Source organism: Clostridium transplantifaecale, assembly GCF_900626075.1.
GTDB lineage: Bacteria > Bacillota > Clostridia > Lachnospirales > Lachnospiraceae > Otoolea > Otoolea transplantifaecalis.
In genome coordinates this window covers 618,255-638,609 of sequence record NZ_UYZY01000001.1, presented here as the reverse complement: position 1 = coordinate 638,609, position 20,355 = coordinate 618,255, and the positions used below count along the sequence as shown (strand labels likewise).

Sequence of the window (20,355 nt, the reverse complement as noted above, 5' to 3'; positions counted from 1 at the left end):
TCCGTCTTACACGGACGGTTGCATTTTATAGAAAGAACGTGTAGAATAAAAGGCAGCAATCAGAAATATTGGTACAACGAAAATCAGGAGGTTGACAGAATGAAGTATATAATTGTGCTTGGTGATGGAATGGCAGATGAGCCTATTGAGTCTTTGGGGGGAAAGACCCCGATCGAATATGCGGACACTCCGGCTATGGACCGGCTGGCCCCTCTTTCCGAGGTGGGACTGGCAGCGACGATTCCGGATGGAATGAAACCGGGCAGTGACACGGCGAACCTTGCCGTTCTCGGATATAACCCGCAGAAATATTACACGGGCCGTTCACCGTTAGAGGCTCTCAGCATCGGCGTGGATATGAAGACGACCGACATTGCCCTGCGCTGCAACATTGTTACGCTGTCCGAGGAGGAGGGCCCCTACGAGGAGAGGACGATCATCGACCACAGTTCCGATGAGATTTCCACGGAGGACGCCGCCGTGCTTTTAGACGCGGTAAAAGAAGTATTTGAAAATGAGACATACCATTTCCATGTAGGCACCAGCTACCGCCATCTTCTGATATGGGAAAAAGGTGAGGTTGTGGATTTGACGCCGCCTCATGATGTGCTGACACAGAAGATTGGCCAACATCTCCCCCAGGATGAAAAAATGAGGGAAATGATGAAGAAGAGCTTTGATATCCTGAACCATCATCCGCTCAATGAAAAGCGGGCCGCGGAGGGAAAGAACAAGGCCAATTCACTCTGGTTCTGGGGAGCCGGAACAAGGCCTGCCTTATCCTCGTTCTATGAAAAGACAGGAAAGAAGGGCGTTATGATTTCGGCTGTCGATCTTCTCAAAGGCATTGCGGTCGGTGCAGGCATGAGAAATATCGAGGTTCCCGGCGCCAACGGCGGCCTTAACACAAACTATGAAGGAAAGGCTCTGGCGGGCGTAAAAGCGCTGCTGGAAGAGGGCGCCGACTTTGTCTATATCCATGTGGAGGCCCCGGATGAGATGGGACATCAGGGAAGCGTGGAGAAAAAGGTGAAAGCCATCGAATATCTGGATCAGAGACTGATCCGAATTGTGGCGGAAGAGATGGACAAATCAGGCGAGGATTACAGGCTTCTTATCATGCCGGACCACCCGACTCCAATCCGCTGCCGCACACACGTCTCCGACCCGGTGCCGTATCTTCTTTATGACAGCAGAAAGAAATCAGGCCAGGGACTCTTATACAGTGAGGCAAATGGAAAGAAATCCGGTATCCTGGTAAAAGAAGGTTACAGAATGATAGACCGTCTGCTGGGAGAATAGGGATGCAGTCAAAATAATCCATATAGAATGCCCCCTCTTTCTTAAAAGAGGGGGCATTCTATATGGATTGGCAGTTCAGCACGTAGGCGGAACCAAATTTAAAAAGTCGCTGAACTCCTTTAATTCTTTTTTCTTATCTTCCGAAAGACAGGTGAATATGAGAGTTTAAAGCACTTCCTCCAATGTTACTTTCGGTACCGCCATCAGCGAATAATTCGTATGGTAGATAACAAAACCCGGGGCGGCTCCGGCCACTTTCTTGACGGATTTTTTCTGGATATAATCGATCTCCACTTTTTCATTGCCGCGCCCCTTGGAATAATAGGCGGCAAGGGAACCGGCTTCTTCAAACGTTCTGTCGGGAAGTTCGCGGCCCTCTGCCTTTACGATGACATGGGAGCCGGGGATTCCTTTTGCATGGAACCACCAGTCGTTGCCTGAGGCCACCTTGAAGGTCAGTTCTTCGTTCTGGTAATTGTTCTTTCCAACGTAAATATGAAACCCATCGGAGGAAATATAGTGGAACGGACGGCTGGTGATTTTGACCTTCTTTCCGGACGGCCCGTGCTTTTTGATAAAGCCGTACTCCGTCAGTTCCTGCTTAATCTGTGCCAGATCCTCCTCCTTCAGGGCAATGTCGAGGGATGTGCTGATGGATTCCAGATGCTCGATCTCCTGTTTTGTCTCTTCCACAAATTTGGAGAGCGCTTCCCAGGTTCGTTTCAGTTTATTATATTTGTCGAAAAATTTCTGTGAGTTTTCTCTGGCGGTAAGCTGGGGATCCAGAGGGATCTTTACCGTTTCATTCGTGTAATAGTTGATGCATTCAAGCTCTTTTTCCCCTCCGCTCAGTTCATAGCCGTAGGTGTTGAGGAGCTCGCCGTAAATTTTGTATTTGTCTCTTTTTTCCGTGTCCTTTAACTGTTTCAACTGTAAATCGTATTTTTTATATCCTCGCTCCAGTGCGGTCTGGACAATTCTTCGCAGATCGGAGGACTTCTGCCGGATGCGTGTAATTACATTTTTGGATGCATAATAAAGTTCCAGTGTGCTGCTGATGGAATCAAACTGGACGGCCCTGTACTCCGGCGGCCAGGAGGTGAGCGGGAGAGCGGAGAATTCAACCGGCTCCTCATCGCGGTAAAGAATATTCGGCTCAAATCTGCCTTCCTTCACCTGTTCCATGGCAAGCGCGAGCGTACGGCTCAAATGGGTGATTTCCAGTTCAGAGAGAGTCGAAGCTGGCACATCGGCGTCAATGGAGGCAAGATGGCAGAATTCTTCCGCCATGACGGGGCTGATTCCGGTGAAACTTGTGTAAATCGCTTTGCCGGCGGGTGCCTGGGCGGCAGAGAGCGTTTCCGTGAACACGGTCTCGTCGGCAGAGAGCGGATCTTTCTTTCCTGCAGCCTGCGGGATAAAATAATCACGTCCCGGAAGCACTTCCCGGACAGAACTTATCTGGGCGGAAATATGTTTGATACTGTCTATGATTTTGTCGTCCGGTGTGCAGAAAATAATATTGCTGTGTTTTCCCATCAGCTCGACAATCAGGAACTTGCGGCAGAGGTCGCCAAGTTCATCCAGGTGTTCAATCTCAAAACGGATAATCCGTTCCAGCCCAGGCTGGCTCACGGATACAATTTTCCCGTTTCCGATATGTTTTCTGAGGAGCATGCAGAAATTGGGGGCCGTCATGGGACTCTGTTTATTCGTCTGCGTCAGATAGATTAACGGGAGGCTTGCATTTACAGACATCAGAAGACGGTAATTCTCCCTGTTGTTTTTTATTGTAAAAAGGAGTTCATCCTTTTCCGTCTGGGCAATCTTTGAGATCTTTCCGCCGGTCAGTTTATCATTAAATTCCTTTACCAGACCGGCAATTACTATTCCGTCAAAAGCCATAGTTGGTCATTCCTTTCAAATCAAATTTAGTTGCAAATCTAATATAGCCTCAAATCCAGTATAGTTTCAAATCCAAGGCTAATATAATTTCAATCAATCTCCATTCCGGAAATTTCTATCTATGTCATTAGCGCCGTTATCAGTGTGAAAAAGTGATTCAATCCGCCAGAGGAAAAGAGTCATGGACAGTAAATCCGCGCAGCCTCCGGGACTTATGTTTTTAACCGTAAAGTCTTTGTTCAGCCGTGTAAGGGCTTCCATCCCTTTATCCGTTTTGCTGCCCCCAAGCGAGAGGACCGACAGGGCGCACTGCTTTACATATTCAAGTGATTCATAGTTTGTCCTGAAAAGCACATTCGTATCATCCACATTTGCCATCAAATGAAGAAGGATGTGGAGGGAAAGCTGGTTCCGGCCTGGATGAACACCGGATAACTTCGCATATTCAAAGTATTCCCGAAGCGCCGGAAGTCCGACATAACGGACGGCTGGAAATCCATCGGCCGCTTCTCCCCTAATTCCACGGCACCCGTATTTCAGGTAGAGCAGTTCCCCGTGCGTGTTATCTTTTCCCGGTACGACGGCGGAAAAGTCGCGCTCCATCGGCCGGTGGCACATCAGGCTGCAGTAGGATAAAAGTTCCTCCGCTTTAGCACCGGGGCATAGAAGGCGCCTGCCCCAAAAACGCCCGGTCGCCGCAGCCAGGATTCCCATGGAAAAAATGATGCCTTTGTGGGTATTGACACCGCCTGTCGCTGAAAACATAGCTTTCTCAGCCCGCACCCCGGCCGGCCGGATAGCTGCAAATAATTGTTCTGCATTTTCTGTATCCGGCTCATTTTTACTTTGCGGTCCGGTTTCCTCTTCCATAGCCCCGTGATGAATTCCAATCTCAGCCATCTCCCTGATAAAAGGCAGAATTGCTTCAATGCTGAGTTTAAATGTCCTGTAATCCATATCTTTATGGGCGCCGCTGTCCTTTAAATCCACCAGCCCCGGCTTGGGAGTGGCCTCCACCTCATCAGTGAGAGAGCGGCCTGCCGCGCATTCTAACGCATCCAAAAACTGTTTCCGCATCAGGTTCACGGAAAACTCCCGGCTGCCAATCGCTTTTTTCAAATTCATAGCCCAGTCCCGCCTTTATCAGTTCCCGGGTAAACTTCCGATATTATTTTCTTAATATGGGCAATCAGTTCTTCCACGCTGTGATTCCTGCTTCGGCTGCAGGCGTGGGCGGGCTGACCGCATATCAGGCAGGTACGGCAGGGAAGACCAAGCTCCTCCCTGGAAACCTTGCTCCCGTCCAGTTTTATAATATCAATATCAAAAAGGCGCCCGATAGAAGAGCCATCCTCCAGTCTTGTCATCAGCCGCTTGATTGTGAGAGGAGAGGCGTCGGCGGCAATAAAAGCCTCATAGCCCGTCTTCTCGCGGATTATATGTTCATGCAGCACGGAAATGTCTGCAGCGGCAAGCGCCTCCAGAATTTCGCGGTACCCGCCGTCAAAAACCTCCGGTATCCCTGCAAACACCTTCACAGGTCCCGGGATGTTTAAGGTAAAGCTGATGAGCGTCGTATTATATCTTTTCGCCAAAGTGTTCTGCAGGAAGACGCGCCGCTCCCTGGCAGCCAGCATTTCTTCAAGTAATACCTCATTATTCAACGTCAAATCCATGTCTGAACCCTCCTGTAGATTAGTTTCGGGAAAATGTTCCCATACAGTGCGGGCACAGAGATATTATGCCCCTGACTTCTTATTATAAAGAAAAGCGGCATTTAAAACAACAGGAAGTTGAGATTTAATTGAGAAATGTAAATTGAGAAATGAGGACGCTGCCGGGACGGCTGGGGGCCGGAATGGGAAGGGATGAGTCTTCAGTCCCGAGTGGGAGGTTGTCGTGAGGGGGGGAATCCGGGAGAAAAAATTCCTACAGGGACCCGCTCCCGCTTGTGGAGCGCACAGCGGATGCTAAGCTCGTGAGAAACCTCGCCAAGCACCGGCGGACTCCAATGTCCCCTTCGGAAAGTTTTCTCCCTCCTTCCCCCGGGCAGGCTGTCGACGGGACTGAAGACCCCAGAAGGTACTGCCAGAAGTTAAGAAGAAACCAACACTACTGGGATGGTGGATAGTGGTTATGTTAACACACAGCATTTTAAGTCCAAAAACAGGAGGAATAAATGTATGAAAAGATTTGATATAAAAAGTTTAATAGCCGGAATTATCATAGGATCGATGGGGATAACGACAGTTTTTGCAGCAACGGGTATTAAGTCCGCAATTTTGAGCAATGCGAATGTTACGCTTAATGGAGCTTCATTGCCGCTTAACAGGTCTTTAATTTCGGTTACAATGGATGATGAGCAAAATGCGAGCTTGTATATGCCAGTCAATGAATTGCTCGAAAAATTCGGATATACGGTTAATTATGATAGTGAAAAAAATATAATCGATTTAATCCCCGGCAACAGCAGTTCGCACGAAGTGACTGGCGACCTCATTTCCGATGGGAATGTCGTTATGAACTTAACAAATAATGCCAATCAAACGAATATAGCTGAATCCGGTTCATTCCAAGCGGAGGATAATCAAAAATTAATTATAAATGTTACTTCGGATGTGAAAGGCGGGTCGATAGAGTTATTCTTATTTGACCCGAACGGTAAAGAACAGCGCATCTCCATCGGCTCCGTTAAAACTTCAATAACGATTGCTTTGAAAAAAGGAGTCTGGAAGTATAATTGTTCCGGTGTTTTTAAAGAGGGCGGGAACGTAAATATTGTAGGTACCATCAAGTAAACAATCCTATGTGATAGAAAATAAGTAATACGGATCTCCTGTTAAAAGTATCCGTATTACTTATTTTATTTTTCTATTGTCTCACCCAATGCCAGCTTGTGGAGCTGATAAATAAGAGCCCTTAAATATCTATAAATATAATTTTCCCTCAAGACAGAAAGCGATATTAACGGAGTGTATCAATATAATATGTCAGTATAGCTGATTTCTAACTTTGGAACAGGACTTAATCCAGTCATCTTTAATTCAGTTCCCAGGAAAATCTTATCTCAAATCTATCCTATTTAGAAACTATGTAGTGGCCGCGACAATACGCCAAATCGTACTTGGAGAAAGGGAGAACAACCGGTGAAACGGCAGTGGACGGCGGGAGGCCGATAATCTGCGCGTCTTCAGTCCGAGCGACAGACTGCCCGGGGAAGGAGGGCGAAAACTTTCCGCAGGGGACCTTGGAATCCGACGGTGCTTAACGAGGTTTTACACGAGTTTAGCATCCGTTTCGCATTCCACAAGCGGGAGCGAGTCCCCGTAGGAATTTTTTCGTCCCGGATTCCCCTGTCACGACAACCTAACGCTGGGACTGAAGACTCACCAACCTTCCCCCTGCCACGTTCCCGCCCCATTTTACAGCTCTCCCTGCCCCTCCAACTGCCCCCTGATAACTTTTCTCCTATGAACTCCATAACAGCATAAGTATTTGAATTATCCATTTTACCATGCTACTATATTTTTAGATAATATGTAGAAAGACCCAATAATTAATACAGAAAAAGTATCAATATACACAAACATATAAGCAATAGAGGAGGAAATCTTATGGTAATCGAAAAAGCGGCTGTGGCCGGTACACTGGAGTCCAGTGATGCGCAGATTACAGTTGAACCGGGTGACGGAAAGGTTGAGCTTGTCATTGAGAGCAGCGTCATCCATCAGTTCGGAAAGCAGATTAGGGCGGTTGTCCTGGAGACGCTGGAGCGCCTTGATGTGAACGATGCAAGGGTAAAAGTTGTGGACAAGGGAGCTTTAGACTGTACGTTAAAGGCCAGAGTGGAATGCGCCGTATACCGTTCCAGCGGCATTACTGAAAATTTACCATGGGGAGGTGCAATCAGATAATGAGCCATCCATTAAAAAAGAGACTGAGAAGATCCATGATGTTTCTGAACTGCCAGAAACCGGGACTGATTAAAGACCCATATATTTATAAACCGGATTCCATTATGCTTGATCTGGAAGACGCGGTTGCCGAGAACCAGAAGGATGCCGCAAGGTATTCCCTGTATCATGCGCTTAAGGAGATCGATTACAGGGGCGTGGAGAGAGTCGTACGTATTAATGGGCTTGACACGCCGCACTGGAAGGAAGATATCCGTGTCTGCGTGGCAGGAGGCGCTGATACAATCCGTATTGCAAAGACTGAATCCGCCCAGGATGTCCGCACGGTGGAAGAGCATGTGCTGGCTGCCGAGCGTGAATTTGGCCGTCCCGAGGGCAGCACCCTCTTAATGTCCGCTCTGGAATCCTGTAAGGGTGTTCTGAATGCCCAGGAGATCTGTGTTTCTTCCGACCGTCTGATCGGAATCGCCCTGTCCGGAGGAGATTATACGAAAGATCTTCAGACCGTGATCACAGGCACCGGCGTCGAGCTGATGGGAGCGAGACAGCATATGATTATGGCTGCCCGTGCCGCAGGCGTCCAGTGCTTCGACACGGTGTTTACAAACCTGGATGACATGGAAGGATTTGAAAAAGAAACCGCCATGATCAAGATGATGGGGTTTGACGGAAAATCGCTTGTCAACCCGCGTCAGATTGCAATTGTCCATAAGATATTCACGCCTACCGAAAAGGAGATTATTTTTGCTGAAAAAGTAGTGCGTGAAATTGATGACAAGAAAGCAAAAGGCATCGGCGTATTTACGGTAGATGGAAAAATGATTGATATCGCTTTCTATGACGGGGCCAAGAGGACCCTGGCTATGGCTAAAGCCGCAGGCGTTTATGAGGGGGATATGTAAAATGATAAATAAAGTGGGAAGAGATATTCCGGAGGAAGTTTTAAAGGCGACCGGCAAAAAAGTGTTTGAAGGCGCTTACGTATATGATAATTATGAGTATAAGAAGGCTGCTCCCGTAGTGCGGGCGCTGTCCGATCCGACGCGTTCCAAGATGGTGCAGTCCATCAGGGAGGCGCTTGATAAATGTGAAATCCGCGATGGCATGACTCTGTCCTTCCATCATCATTTCCGTGAGGGTGATTACGTTGTCAATATGGTGATGGAAGAGATTCACACCATGGGTATCAAGGATCTCACCATCTGCGCCAGCTCTCTCGGCAAGGCTAATGATCCGATTGTGCCGTTTATCGAGGATGGGACGATCACCGGCATTCAGTCCTCCGGTGTGAGAGGCAAAATCGGCGAGGCGATCTCGACCGGCAAGTTAAAGAACCTGGCCGTTATGCGTTCCCACGGCGGACGTGTGCGTGCCATTGAGACGGGTGAGGTGCATGTGGACATCGCCTTTATCGGCGCGCCTACCTGCGACGAATACGGCAACTGCCGCCCGAACGGCGGAAAGAGCGACTGCGGCGTTTTGTCTTACGCTATGGTGGATGCCCAGTATGCGGATAAAGTGGTGGCTGTGACGGATTGCCTCGTTGCGTTTCCGAATATCCCGGCCAGCATTTCCATGACAAACGTAGACTATGTCTGCGTTGTGGATGCCATCGGTAATCCCGATAAGATTGCGACCGGCGCCGCCAAACCGACGACCGATGTGAGAAAAATCATGATGGCCGATTACTGCACCCAATTTGTAATCAATACCCCTTACTTTAAAGACGGTTTCTCCTACCAGACAGGTGTAGGCGGCGCGTCCATCGCCTCCACGATTTCACTCGGCAAGATTATGGAGGAGAGGGGAATCCAGATGGGACTCGGTCTCGGCGGAATCACCACCCCCATGTGTGAACTTCTGGAAAAAGGCCTGATCCGCACCCTTGTGGATACACAGGACTTTGATCAGGGAGCCATCGAATCCATCAAAAAGAACCCGAACCATATCGAGATCTCCGCCTCTGAATATGCCAACCCGTTTAACAAGGGCGCTTATGTCAATAAGCTGGACTTTGTTATCCTGGCTTCCCTGGAAGTGGATATCAATTTTAACTGTAATGTCGTAGTAGGTTCCGACGGCGTCATCACCGGCGCGCAGGGAGGCCACCCCGACACAGCGGCCGGGGCAAAGTGCACGATTGTTATCGCTCCGCTTCTGCAGGGCAGGATTCCCGCCATCTGCACCAACGTTACGACGGTGACGACGCCGGGCGAGACCGTGGATGTCGTAATCACGGATTACGGCATTGCTATCAACCCGCGCCGCCAGGATCTGATCGAGTGCATGAAGAATGTCAACCTGCCGTTCTGCACAATAGAGGAACTTCGCGATAAAGCGTACAGCATGGTCGGTGAACCGGAGCCGGTTCAGTTTGGCGAACGTGTTGTCGGAATTATCGAGGGACGTGACGGAACCATCATGGATGTTGTAAGAGAGATCCGGGAGTATCAGTTCGACTAAAAAATCAGTTTGACTAAAATATCAGTTTGACCAGAATATCAGTTCGGCTAAAAAGAGCCGGTTTTCCAAAATCAGCGGAAAACCGGCTCTTTTTTCGTTTTTACCGGAAAGTTACTTCGAAATTCCCGATGGAATAAGAAATTTTCACAGGACCTCCCTGATTATCACCCAGGCAGGTTCTGATTCCTGAGTGTACCTCCTGCTTGCAGAACAGAACATTGCACGTGTAAAAATACAATAAATGTCACTTTGAACAAAAAACGGCTTGCTGAGACTTTTTTCCAAAAACGGAAAATTATAAAATTTTTGTTAAAGAAATGTAAAAAAACCTTATTTTATATGGTTTTGCGGTACATAAGTATTGTCTTATGACTGGTATAATTGCACAATTATAATTCGTTAAAAGCACCAAAAATTGTACAATTCATACAAGAAGTGTTGAAAAGCTGCTAAAAAAAGGTATAATAGAATCAAGGGTTTGAAAAGCAGCACCCCGCAGCAAACCAAAATAATGATTGAAAAGGAGAAGATGTTATGAAGAAAAGAGTGATTAGTCTGGCATTGACAGCAGCAATGGCAGTAAGTCTCGCAGGATGTGGAAGCAGCAGTTCCGGTACGGCAGACAAACCGGCGGAGACAAAAGCAGCCGAAGGCGGACAGGAAGCCGCGGCAGGCGCTGAGGATTGGAAATGGGAGAGGAACATCGAGATTATCTGTCCATGGGGCACAGGCGGCGGAGCCGACACAACACTCCGTACATTTGCTTCCGCTCTTGAGAAAGAACTTGGCGTATCCGTAGTTGTTAATAACAAAGCAGGTGCAGGCGGCGTTACCGGCGTACAGTTCGCAACCAGCCAGCCGGCCGATGGATATACATATTTACTTTGTACACAGTCCCCGATGTTAGCACAGATTTCCGGTGCAACCGATTTCGACGTATATGGAAAAATCAAACCTCTGTGCCAGCTCGTACACGACTGCAACATTTTTGTTACAAGCTCCAAGTCACCATACAACAACTATGCAGAGCTGAAAGAATATGCACAGGCTAACCCGGGCAAGGTTAAATGCGGCGTTATGACAATCACAGGTCTGGATGCGGCATGTGTGGAAGCGGCATTTGAAGGCGATGTAGAGGCAGTTGCTTACACGGAAGGTTCCCAGTTAAACGCAGACGTTATCGGCGGACATGTGGATCTGGCATGTGTAGGACCGGCAGAGGTTTCCGCTATGCTGGAATCCGGCGATATGAAGGTTGTTATGTCCTGTACGGAGAAAAAACTGACACTGGCAGGATTTGAGAACGTAGACAGCGCAGGCGACCTTGGACTGGACTGCTACTTTGGACCGTCCCGCGGTATTTTCTATACCGAAGGAACTCCGGAAGCGGCTATCAAGGCGTTTGAAGCAGCAGCAGAAAAAGCAGTTGCCAGCGAAGAATTCCAGACATGGGCAAAACAGCAGGGCCTCGATCAGAGACAGGGCTGGTTAAATACGGCAGACTACCAGGCATCCTGGGATAACGATTACAAAGATTTAACAGAAATGTTCGGTACGAAATAATTGATTTAACAGATGTTGACTGCAAATGAATATTTAAAACAATGAAACTGAGGGGAGTGGATTTATCCGCTCCCCCTGAATAAAAGAGGCAGGGAAAGGCAGGTTATCTGATTTGGACGTTATTTTTTCACTTGTATTGGGAATCTTCTGCATATACCTTTTCTTCCTGGTAGGCGCCGAGTCACCAGCTCCTACAGCGACAGAACTTGGTGCAGCGTTCTGGCCGAGAATTATTCTCGTCCTTCTTATAATATTAATAATCGTGAATATAGTGAATTCTTTGAAAAAGATGAGGGGAAGCGGAGAGAAGCTGACCGCCGGATTTAATCTGGGAGAATTCTTAAAAAGTAAATTATTCGTCGGCATGATTTTAGTGGCGGTTATGGCCGTGCTGATGCCGATTATCGGATTTATACCGGTTTCCTTCCTGTTCCTGATCGCCTACGGCGTGCTTTTAGGGGAGAGGAGAATCGGATTTCTGATTATTGTAGCCCTCGTAATTACGGCTATCCTCTACTTACTGTTCCAGGGAGCGCTTGATATTATGCTCGCCAGAGGTACCGGTATTTTCCGTGAGTTTGCATTGTTCTTTGAAACAAAACTGCCATTTTAAGGAAGGAGTGTAAGGTATGTTTGATTTATTACTGACTGGTTTAAAAATAGTATTTACGCCTTCTACATTTTTCCTTTTAGTAGCAGGTACGGTTTTAGGTGTTATATTCGGGGCAATGCCGGGTGTAAGCGCATCGATGGCGGTCGCCCTGGCTCTCCCATTTGCTTATGCGATGAATCCGGTTATCGCGATTGCGTTCCTGGTTTCCGTATATTGCGCATCGATTACGGGCGGCGGCATCACGGCGATTCTGTTCCGTATTCCGGGAACTCCATCCAGTGCGCCCACTACATTCGACGGCTATCCGATGGCTCAAAGGGGTGAGGCGGGCAAGGCGCTTGGTTTCTCGCTGATCGCGTCTGCCGTAGGCGGTCTTGTTGCCGCATTTGCCATGGCTCTCGTATCTCCCCAGCTGGCGACGGTAGCGCTGCAGTTCGGTCCTTCCGAGCTGTTTGCGGTATCTTTCCTCGGACTTTCCGTTCTGTCCTGTCTGGACAGCGACAATATTATAAAAACTCTGATTTCGGGACTCTTAGGCCTTTTGCTCGCCTGTGTAGGAATGGACCCGATGCTGGGAATCGCACGTTTCACCTGGGGCAACTCCACGCTGCTTTCCGGTATTGAGATGATTCCGGTCATGATTGGTCTTTTTGCCGTGACCGAGGTTCTCAAGCAGACGGTTAAGCCGAAGAAGATTGACACGGAAAAAGATGCGACCGGCAATTCATCCACAAAGATGAAGACGGTTCTTCCAAGCTTCCGGGAAGTATGGGAAACAAAGTATACGATGGCCCGTTCTTCCGTAATCGGAACAATTGTAGGCATCCTTCCCGGTGCAGGCGCAACGATCGCGTCCTTCTTATCCTATGCGATTGAAAAGAAGGTCTCCAAACATCCCGAAAAACTGGGAACCGGTATCCCGGACGGCATCGTAGCCTCCGAAGCTGCCAACAACGCGGCTACAGGCGGTTCGATGGTTCCCCTGCTTTCCCTGGGTATCCCGGGTGGCAACGCCGCGGCTATCATGATGACGGCCCTTGTAATCAAAGGCGTTCAGATTGGACCTATGCTTGTTAAGACTCAGCCTGAGTATCTTGCATCTGTATTCGGTTCCATGCTTGTAACAAATATTATCATGGTAATCGTAGCAATGGCGGTGGCGAAGGTATTCGCCAGAATCCTTTCCGTTCCTTACAGTATCCTTGGACCTGTTATCATTATGATGGCGGCAATCGGCGCCTATGCGCTGAACAATAATACAGGCGACGTTGCCCTGATGGCAGGCGCCGGAATTATCGGATATATGTTTGTAAAGCTGGGATACAATTCGGCCGCCCTTGTGCTCGGTCTCGTACTTGGACAGATGTGTGAATCCAACTTCCGCCGTGCGTACACACTGACAAACGGAAGCATGTCGGCGATTTTCACCAAGCCAATCACCGCAGTCATCATGATTTGCTGTATCATCATGCTGATTTATCCTTTTATTAAACCACTTTTAGTCAAAAACAAAGCAGAAAGTAAATAGATACGGTGAGCTGTGTGTTTTAAACAGGCCGCTGTCTATGCAGGAACCCCGGCTGACATCTCACTCTGTAAAAGCAGAGTAAGGTCAGCCGGGGTTCTTGATACTGTTATAGGAATGGATTTTCCACTTCAACCAGGATATTGATGAAATCTCGCATATATTTGGTCAGATACAGATTCTTTCTGTGGCAGATATAGCAGTGGCGCTGGCTGTCGGTGTTGAGAATCGGATATGTAACGGACTTTTGCTGCATCTCAGGCGTCTTCTCAATGTAGTTCTTAGGGCAAATCATGACGGCGTCGCAGGCAATGCAGACTTTTTTCTCCACCTCGATGCTGACTGTCTCCAGAATGATCTTCGGATGCATGTCATTGGTGATGAAAAGATTATCCTGTACAGCCCTCACACTGTGGCCGGGCCTGTTGGAGACAAACTTTTCATTGCGCGCCTCCGTAATCGGGATGGGAGTCCCCTCGGGAATCCGTTTGGCAAGGGCCGTGTTTCTGGAAGTCAGGAGGACGAGATCTTCGTTCTCCACCAGGATATATTTGAGTTCGCTGTGCCGGGCGGTGGTCGTCATGCAGGCCATGTCCACGGTTCCGTCCAGAACCATATTCTCCATCAGTCCCGATCCCTGCTCGAAAACTTCCACATCCACGTAAGGGTACATCTTGAAAAATTTAGGCAGCACGTAGGGGAGCACCTGCATTCCTCTCTGAACGGGAACGCCGAACCGGAGTTTACCGTGATCCTCCTGTGTAATCTCCTCAATCTCTTTAGCGAGATTCGCATTGATAGTCAGAATCTGCTGGGCGGCTTCCATATATTTTTCACCGGCATAAGTCAGTGTGAGAGGCTCAGTGGAACGGTTAAAAATCGGCGTCCCCAGATTGGTCTCCACGAGTTTGATCATCTGGCTCAGAGAAGGCTGGGATACATAAAGCTTTTTTGCCGCACCGGTGATACTTCCTTCCTGAAGGACAGTGAGCATGTACTGGGCATGTTTAAGATTCATTTGATATTCCCCCGTCTGTGTTTGCTTTTGCAGCAGCCGAAACGCCGCTGTGTTACGATCATATCATTTCCAGAAAAAAATAGCAATGACCGAGTTTCGATAGAACCGCGTTTTAAAACCACTAGTATTAGGGGGACGGTAAACAATTACTGCTTTGACACTGCTATGCACGGAGGGTATAATAAATTTAGAAAAGGGGGATGACAAGTTTGAAAGAACAATACAAAAAACTGCTCGTGATATACTTTACGATGTTTAAAATAGGCTGTTTTACATTTGGGGGAGGATGGAGCATTATCGCCCAGATAGAAGAGGAGTTCTGCCGTAAGAGGAGTTGGGTGACCGAGGAACAGATCCTGGATTTTATGTCCGTGGCGAAGTCCCTGCCAGGTATTATGATTGTCAATTATTCGGTCCTGTTCGGTTATACGGTGGCGGGTATCCCGGGAGCCTTAGCCGCTTCCTTTGGACTTGTCTCACCCGCAGTGATTGTGATTGCGGTGATTACTAATTTCTATGATGTTTTCTGCAATAATCCCTATGTGATACGGATGATGAACGGAGTCAGAAGCGCCGTTATTCCCGTCATCATCGGAGCGGCCTGGAAGTTAAAAAAGAACGCTCTGACGGACAGGGCTGCCTATCTTATAGGAATCATTGTTACCGTTATCTGTGTGGTTTCCGATCTGAATAAACTGGCGATTGTCGTTTTGTGCGGACTGATCGGAATTGCGGTGTATGTAAAGGAGAGGAGAGGCCGTGGCAGAGATTTATCTTAAACTGGTATTTGCATTTATACGGATTGGATTTTGCAGCTTCGGCGGCCTTACGATGATCCCCGTTATCCTGGATGAGGTTACGGCGAACGGATGGATGACGGAAGCGCAGGTGATGGACATTATGGCGTTGGCCGAGATTACGCCTGGCTCCATGGGCATCAACTGCGCCACCTTTGTCGGCTACCGGATAGACGGTATACCCTGCGCCCTGCTCAGCAGCCTCGGAGTTATGGTCCCCTCCCTGACTCTCTGCATGCTGGCCGCCCACTTCCTGAAACGATTAAAGGGAAACCCCTGGATGGAACACGCCCTGTGGGGAATCCGCCCGGCCTGCGTGGGAATGCTGGCTGCGGTCGTAATCACGCTCAGCGGCAGCACGTTCATAGGCGGCAGCTTTGCGGTTCACTGGAATCTGGTCATCATCGCCCTCGTCACAGGCGGCGCCATGTATAAGTTCCGCCTGTCGGTGCCGAAGACTATGCTGCTGGCGGCGGTGCTCGGTCTACTGATAGGCTGAAAAATGAGAACGCCGCCGGACGGCCGGGGGCGGGATGGTGAGGGAGGTTATGAGTCTTCAGTCCCGGTGTTTAGTGTGTGGTGAGGGGGAATCCGGGAGAAAAAATTCCTACGGGAACCCGCTTTCGCTTCTGGAATGCGCAGCGGGTGCTAGATTCGAAAATACCTCATCAAGCACCGGCGAATTCCAATGTCCCCTTCGGAAAGTTTTCTCCCTCCCCGGCAGTGTGTCGACGGGACTGAAGACGCGAAGGTTTTCGCTGTCCCGCTCCTCGGCTTGCGGGCGCTGATTTGTTCTATTTTTTCAAGAGGAGAGGAACTTGTCGCTGACACTACGTTCTTTATAAATGCAAGGAGATTACCTGCTGTTTCGTTTTAGCTTGAATACGCCTACAGCCAAGGCACCGTCAAAATGTAAAAATACCGCAGCTGCATAGTGGCCGCGGCGTTACCTTCCCCGCACTTGACGAAAGAGACAATCAGCCCTGAAGCCGGCGGACGGGGCAACAACCTTCCCTGAGTCTTCAGTCCCGTCGACAACCTGCCCGGGGGAAGGAAGGAGAAAAGATTCCGAAGGGGACATTGGAGCCCGCCGGTGCTTAGACGGCGTTCTTTGACGTCTTAGCATCCGCTGTGCGCTCCACAAGCGAAAGCGAGTCCCCGTAGGAATCTTTTCTCCTGGATTCCCCCTCACCACACCCTATAAACTGGGACTGAAGACTCATCCATCCCCCCACTCCCCCGTCCGCCGTCTTACAGAGGCGTCCTCGCATCTCAACTAAATCCCACACAATTCAGTTGACTCCCTTTCCCATTTGCATTATAATACCATTATCTATGGACGAAAGAGGGTACTGTCATGTTAAAGAGTATGACCGGGTTCGGACGTTGTGAAATTGCGACGGAAGAATATAAGATATCAGTGGAGATGAAGGCGGTTAACCACCGTTATCTGGATCTGAGCATCAAGATGCCGAAGAAGTTTAATTTCTTTGAAGCAGGGATCAGAAATCTGCTCAAGAAGTATATCCAGCGCGGCAAGGTGGATCTGTTTATTTCCTATGAAGACTATACCGAAGGCCGGATGTCTCTTAATTACAATGCCTCTCTGGCGGCAGAATACATCGAATATTTCCGCAGGATGTCGGAGCAGTTCGGCATCGAGAACGATGTCCGGGTGTCGTCGCTGGCAAGATTTCCTGAGATCCTGACAATGGAGCAGGAGCCGGAGGACGAGGAGCATATGTGGAAGATTCTGGAGGAGGCCGTCAGCGGGGCCGCCGTCAGGTTTGTAGACAGCAGAATCACAGAAGGCGAGAACCTGAAGAATGATCTTCTGGGTAAGCTTGACTATATGACCGGTCTGGTGGACGAGGTTGAGAAACGCTCGCCGAAGATCATGGATGAATACAGAACCAGGCTGGAAGAGAAAGTAAAGGAGCTTCTGGAAAGTTCTTCCATCGATGACGGAAGAATCGCTGCAGAAGTTACTATTTTTGCCGATAAGATTTGTACCGACGAGGAGACCGTGCGTCTCAGAAGCCATATCGAGGCTACGAAAGCGGAACTGACTGCCGGTGGCAGCGTGGGCAGAAAGCTGGACTTTATCGCCCAGGAGATGAACCGCGAGGCCAATACGATCCTTTCCAAAGCCAATGATCTGGAAGTGTCTGATAAGGCGATTGCATTAAAGACCGAGATTGAGAAGGTCAGGGAACAGATTCAGAATATTGAGTAATGACAATTAAGACAGACGGAGACTTGTATGATGAATAATCAGGGTGTTTTAGTGGTTGTTTCCGGATTCTCGGGCGCAGGCAAAGGGACATTAATGAAGGCCCTTCTTACAAAATATGATAACTATGCTTTATCAATTTCCGCAACAACCCGCGGCCCAAGGGACGGAGAAGAAGACGGAAGAGAATATTTTTTTAAAACACGTGAAGAATTTGAAGAGATGATAGAGAACGATCTGCTGGTAGAGTACGCCCAGTATGTCGGGAATTACTATGGAACACCGAAAGAGTATGTCGATTCCAGCATGAAAGCCGGCAAAGACGTGCTTTTGGAAATTGAGATTCAGGGAGCGCTCAAGATCAAGGAGAAGTTTCCCGAGGCAGTCCTGGTGTTTGTTACGCCTCCCAGCGCAGAGGAACTGCGCCGCCGCCTTGTAAACAGAGGCACAGAGCCGATTGAAACGATCAATGCGAGACTTTCAAGAGCTGCAAAAGAGGCCGAAGGAATTGAAAATTATGATTTTCTCCTGGTCAATGATGACATTGACGAATGTGTGGACAGGATGCACCATCTGATCCAGTCGATGCATGCCAAGGTGAGCAGTCATTTAACTTTTATCAGAACAATCAGAGAAGAAATGAAGGACTTTTGAAAGGAGCCTGATCGATTATGATGTTACGTCCATCCTATAATGATTTAATTAAAGTTGTAAACAGCGGTGTGGAGCCCGGCGACGAGCCGTTAATCCAGAGCCGTTATTCTATCGTCATTGCCACGGCAAAGCGCGCCAGACAGTTGATAGCGGGGGAAGAGTCCGCCGTACCGGCCGATGCAAGAAAACCGCTTTCCATTGCCATTGACGAGCTGTATCAGTCCAAAGTTAAGATTATCAATGACGATAATACTCCTGAAGATGAGATCGAATACTAAAGAAGAAGGCCGTCTCGCGCTGTAAAGCGCAAGGAGATGGCTTTTTATGTAATGAAGAGAACAAATGGTAACAGTTCAGATAGGTCTGCGCATTTACTGCGCTGACCGTACAAAAAGGTAGTGGCAGCAAGCATTCGGCTCATCGCGCAGCGATTTCATTAGCCGAATGCCGTAACAGTTCATGCTGTCTGAACTGTTACAACAATTGACCGATTGGAGCGAAAGAATGAAAATACTTTGTATTTCCCTGGGCTGTGATAAAAACCTGGTGGATACGGAGATGATGCTGGGCCTTTTAAATAAGGACGGCCATACATTTACCGACGATGAAAATGAAGCGGATATTATCCTTGTGAATACCTGCTGTTTTATTAATGACGCAAAAGAGGAAAGTGTAAACACGATCCTTGAGATGGCGGAGCTGAAAAAATCAGGAAGCTGCAAAGCCCTGATCGTAACCGGCTGCATGGCGCAGCGCTATAAGGAAGAGATTATGGAAGAGATTCCGGAGGTGGACGGTATTCTCGGCACTTCCACCTATGATGAGATATCGAATGTGCTGAATGCGGCCCTGAAGGGTGAACATATGGCATGTTTCCACGATCTTTCGGCCCTTCCCGAGGTGGCGGAGAAACGGATTGTGACCACGGGAGGCCATTACGCCTTTTTAAAGATTTCGGAAGGCTGCAACAAACGCTGTACCTACTGCATTATCCCATCTCTGCGCGGTCCCTACCGCAGTGTGCCGATGGAGCGCCTTTTAGAGGAGGCGTCGGGGCTTGCAGAGCAGGGGGTTAAGGAACTGATCCTGGTGGCGCAGGAGACCACGCTTTACGGAGTGGATCTTTACGGGAAGAAGATGCTTCCCGAACTTTTACGCCGCCTTTCAAAGATTTCCGGAATTGAATGGATCAGAGTCCAGTACTGTTATCCGGAAGAGATTACCGAAGAACTGGTACAGGTAATTAAAGAGGAAGAGAAGGTCTGTCACTATCTGGATATTCCGATCCAGCATGCCAGCGACCGGATCCTTAAGAGCATGGGAAGAAAGACGAACAAGGCGGAACTCATGGAACGGATTGCCCGTCTGAGGGCGGAGGTGCCGGATATTGTGCTCCGGACCACCCTGATCTCCGGTTTTCCGGGAGAGACGCAGGAAGACCACGAAGAACTGATGGAATTTGTGGATGAGATGGAATTTGACCGTCTGGGCGTATTTGCTTACTCAGCCGAGGAGGATACCCCCGCCGCAGCGTTTCCGGACCAGGTTCCCGAAGAGATAAAGGCTGAGCGGCGCGACGAGATTATGGAGCTTCAGCAGGAGATAGCGTTTGAGAAGGCTGAAAATATGGTCGGAAAGATTCTGGAAGTTATGATTGAAGGCAAGGTGGCGGATGAAAACGCCTTTGTAGGAAGGACCTACATGGATGCACCAAATGTGGACGGACTGATATTTGTAAGTGCGGATGTTCCTCTTATGTCCGGCGATTTCTGCCGGGTAAAAGTAACCGGAGCCCTTGATTATGATTTGATAGGAGAGATGATCGATGAATTTACCGAATAAGCTGACGGTTTTGCGCGTCATAATGATTCCTTTTTTTGTTTTCTTTCTGCTGTATCAGGGAGGTGAGAACACCACCTTCCGCATGATTTCCCTGGTTCTGTTTATAGTCGCCAGCCTGACGGATCTGCTGGACGGCAAGATCGCGAGGAAATATAATCTGGTAACGAATTTCGGCAAGTTCATGGATCCGCTGGCGGATAAACTTCTTGTCTGCTCCGCGCTGATCTGCCTGATTGAGCTTAAACAGCTTCCAGCATGGATGGTCATCATTATCATCAGCCGTGAATTTATTATCAGCGGATTCAGGCTGGTCGCTTCCGACAACGGCGTTGTGATCGCCGCAAGCTACTGGGGTAAATTCAAGACCACATTCCAGATGGTGGCGGTGGTCCTTCTGATCCTGAACATACCGGCCCTTTCACTCATCACAAATCTCTGCGTTTGGGTGGCGCTTGCCCTGACCGTAATTTCACTTATTGACTATATCGCAAAGAACTTCAGGATTCTTACAGAAGGGAGCATCTAA

20 protein-coding genes are annotated in these 20,355 nt (G+C 48.6%); 15 read left to right on the top strand and 5 right to left on the bottom strand.

The window, feature by feature from the left end:
* The first annotated feature begins 99 nt into the window (after positions 1–99).
* Entirely contained in the window at positions 100–1,302 is a 1,203-nt protein-coding gene (locus EJL91_RS02830) for a cofactor-independent phosphoglycerate mutase (RefSeq protein ID WP_125140444.1), read from the top strand.
* A gap of 165 nt (positions 1,303–1,467) precedes the next feature.
* Here EJL91_RS02830 and EJL91_RS02825 read toward each other — a convergent pair whose 3' ends face one another.
* The 3 genes from EJL91_RS02825 to citX all read right to left on the bottom strand — a co-directional run bounded on the left by EJL91_RS02825 (position 1,468) and on the right by citX (position 4,883).
* Positions 1,468–3,207 (bottom strand): Rqc2 family fibronectin-binding protein, encoded by a 1,740-nt coding sequence (locus EJL91_RS02825; RefSeq protein WP_125140443.1) that lies wholly within the window; start codon positions 3,205–3,207, stop codon positions 1,468–1,470.
* Between the two features lie 93 nt (positions 3,208–3,300).
* On the bottom strand, positions 3,301–4,332 hold the full coding sequence (locus tag EJL91_RS02820; protein WP_125140442.1) for a triphosphoribosyl-dephospho-CoA synthase: 1,032 nt from the start codon (positions 4,330–4,332) through the stop codon (positions 3,301–3,303).
* On the bottom strand, positions 4,329–4,883 hold the full coding sequence (gene citX / locus EJL91_RS02815; RefSeq protein ID WP_125140441.1) for a citrate lyase holo-[acyl-carrier protein] synthase: 555 nt from the start codon (positions 4,881–4,883) through the stop codon (positions 4,329–4,331). Before citX ends, EJL91_RS02820 begins: the two co-directional genes overlap by 4 nt.
* 507 nt (positions 4,884–5,390) lie before the next feature.
* Between citX and EJL91_RS02810 the strand changes: the two genes are divergently transcribed.
* The 7 genes from EJL91_RS02810 to EJL91_RS02780 all read left to right on the top strand — a co-directional run bounded on the left by EJL91_RS02810 (position 5,391) and on the right by EJL91_RS02780 (position 13,288).
* Positions 5,391–6,005 (top strand): hypothetical protein, encoded by a 615-nt coding sequence (locus tag EJL91_RS02810; protein WP_125140440.1) that lies wholly within the window; start codon positions 5,391–5,393, stop codon positions 6,003–6,005.
* 816 nt (positions 6,006–6,821) lie between these two features.
* Entirely contained in the window at positions 6,822–7,121 is a 300-nt protein-coding gene (gene citD / locus EJL91_RS02805; protein ID WP_125140439.1) for a citrate lyase acyl carrier protein, read from the top strand.
* Positions 7,121–8,023, top strand: a complete 903-nt coding sequence (locus EJL91_RS02800; protein WP_125140438.1) for an aldolase/citrate lyase family protein — start codon at positions 7,121–7,123, stop codon at positions 8,021–8,023. Before citD ends, EJL91_RS02800 begins: the two co-directional genes overlap by 1 nt.
* Position 8,024: 1 nt before the next feature.
* Complete coding sequence (gene citF, locus EJL91_RS02795; protein ID WP_125140437.1) at positions 8,025–9,584, top strand: citrate lyase subunit alpha; 1,560 nt, start codon at positions 8,025–8,027, stop codon at positions 9,582–9,584.
* Between the two features lie 534 nt (positions 9,585–10,118).
* A complete protein-coding gene (locus tag EJL91_RS02790) occupies positions 10,119–11,147 on the top strand; it encodes a Bug family tripartite tricarboxylate transporter substrate binding protein (RefSeq protein ID WP_125140436.1) in 1,029 nt (342 codons plus the stop codon).
* A gap of 112 nt (positions 11,148–11,259) precedes the next feature.
* Positions 11,260–11,760, top strand: a complete 501-nt coding sequence (locus tag EJL91_RS02785; protein WP_243125213.1) for a tripartite tricarboxylate transporter TctB family protein — start codon at positions 11,260–11,262, stop codon at positions 11,758–11,760.
* A gap of 16 nt (positions 11,761–11,776) precedes the next feature.
* Positions 11,777–13,288, top strand: coding sequence for a tripartite tricarboxylate transporter permease (locus EJL91_RS02780; RefSeq protein ID WP_125140434.1), 1,512 nt, complete (start codon positions 11,777–11,779; stop codon positions 13,286–13,288).
* A 106-nt stretch (positions 13,289–13,394) separates the two neighbouring features.
* Here the strand turns inward: EJL91_RS02780 and EJL91_RS02775 are convergent, their stop codons facing one another.
* The gene (locus EJL91_RS02775; protein WP_125140433.1) at positions 13,395–14,303 is read right to left on the bottom strand and encodes a LysR family transcriptional regulator; all 909 of its coding nucleotides are present in this window, start codon (positions 14,301–14,303) and stop codon (positions 13,395–13,397) included.
* 209 nt (positions 14,304–14,512) lie between these two features.
* On the opposite strand from EJL91_RS02775, the gene EJL91_RS02770 reads away from it, so the two are divergent.
* The gene (locus EJL91_RS02770; RefSeq protein ID WP_243125212.1) at positions 14,513–15,082 is read left to right on the top strand and encodes a chromate transporter; all 570 of its coding nucleotides are present in this window, start codon (positions 14,513–14,515) and stop codon (positions 15,080–15,082) included.
* A complete protein-coding gene (locus tag EJL91_RS02765; protein WP_125140432.1) occupies positions 15,063–15,599 on the top strand; it encodes a chromate transporter in 537 nt (178 codons plus the stop codon). Before EJL91_RS02770 ends, EJL91_RS02765 begins: the two co-directional genes overlap by 20 nt.
* Before the next feature lie 598 nt (positions 15,600–16,197).
* Here EJL91_RS02765 and EJL91_RS02760 read toward each other — a convergent pair.
* On the bottom strand, positions 16,198–16,389 hold the full coding sequence (locus EJL91_RS02760) for a hypothetical protein (RefSeq protein WP_125140431.1): 192 nt from the start codon (positions 16,387–16,389) through the stop codon (positions 16,198–16,200).
* A gap of 68 nt (positions 16,390–16,457) precedes the next feature.
* Between EJL91_RS02760 and EJL91_RS02755 the strand changes: the two genes are divergently transcribed.
* From EJL91_RS02755 to pgsA, 5 genes are all read left to right on the top strand, one after another.
* Positions 16,458–17,336 (top strand): YicC/YloC family endoribonuclease, encoded by an 879-nt coding sequence (locus EJL91_RS02755; protein WP_125140430.1) that lies wholly within the window; start codon positions 16,458–16,460, stop codon positions 17,334–17,336.
* 27 nt (positions 17,337–17,363) lie between these two features.
* Positions 17,364–17,987, top strand: a complete 624-nt coding sequence (gene gmk, locus EJL91_RS02750) for a guanylate kinase (protein ID WP_125140429.1) — start codon at positions 17,364–17,366, stop codon at positions 17,985–17,987.
* Between the two features lie 17 nt (positions 17,988–18,004).
* Positions 18,005–18,265 carry a DNA-directed RNA polymerase subunit omega gene (gene rpoZ / locus EJL91_RS02745; RefSeq protein ID WP_003504161.1) on the top strand — a complete coding sequence of 87 codons (261 nt, stop codon included), beginning with the start codon at positions 18,005–18,007 and terminating at the stop codon, positions 18,263–18,265.
* Between the two features lie 226 nt (positions 18,266–18,491).
* Positions 18,492–19,829, top strand: coding sequence for a 30S ribosomal protein S12 methylthiotransferase RimO (gene rimO / locus EJL91_RS02740; protein ID WP_125140428.1), 1,338 nt, complete (start codon positions 18,492–18,494; stop codon positions 19,827–19,829).
* Positions 19,813–20,355, top strand: coding sequence for a CDP-diacylglycerol--glycerol-3-phosphate 3-phosphatidyltransferase (gene pgsA / locus EJL91_RS02735; RefSeq protein WP_125140427.1), 543 nt, complete (start codon positions 19,813–19,815; stop codon positions 20,353–20,355). Before rimO ends, pgsA begins: the two co-directional genes overlap by 17 nt.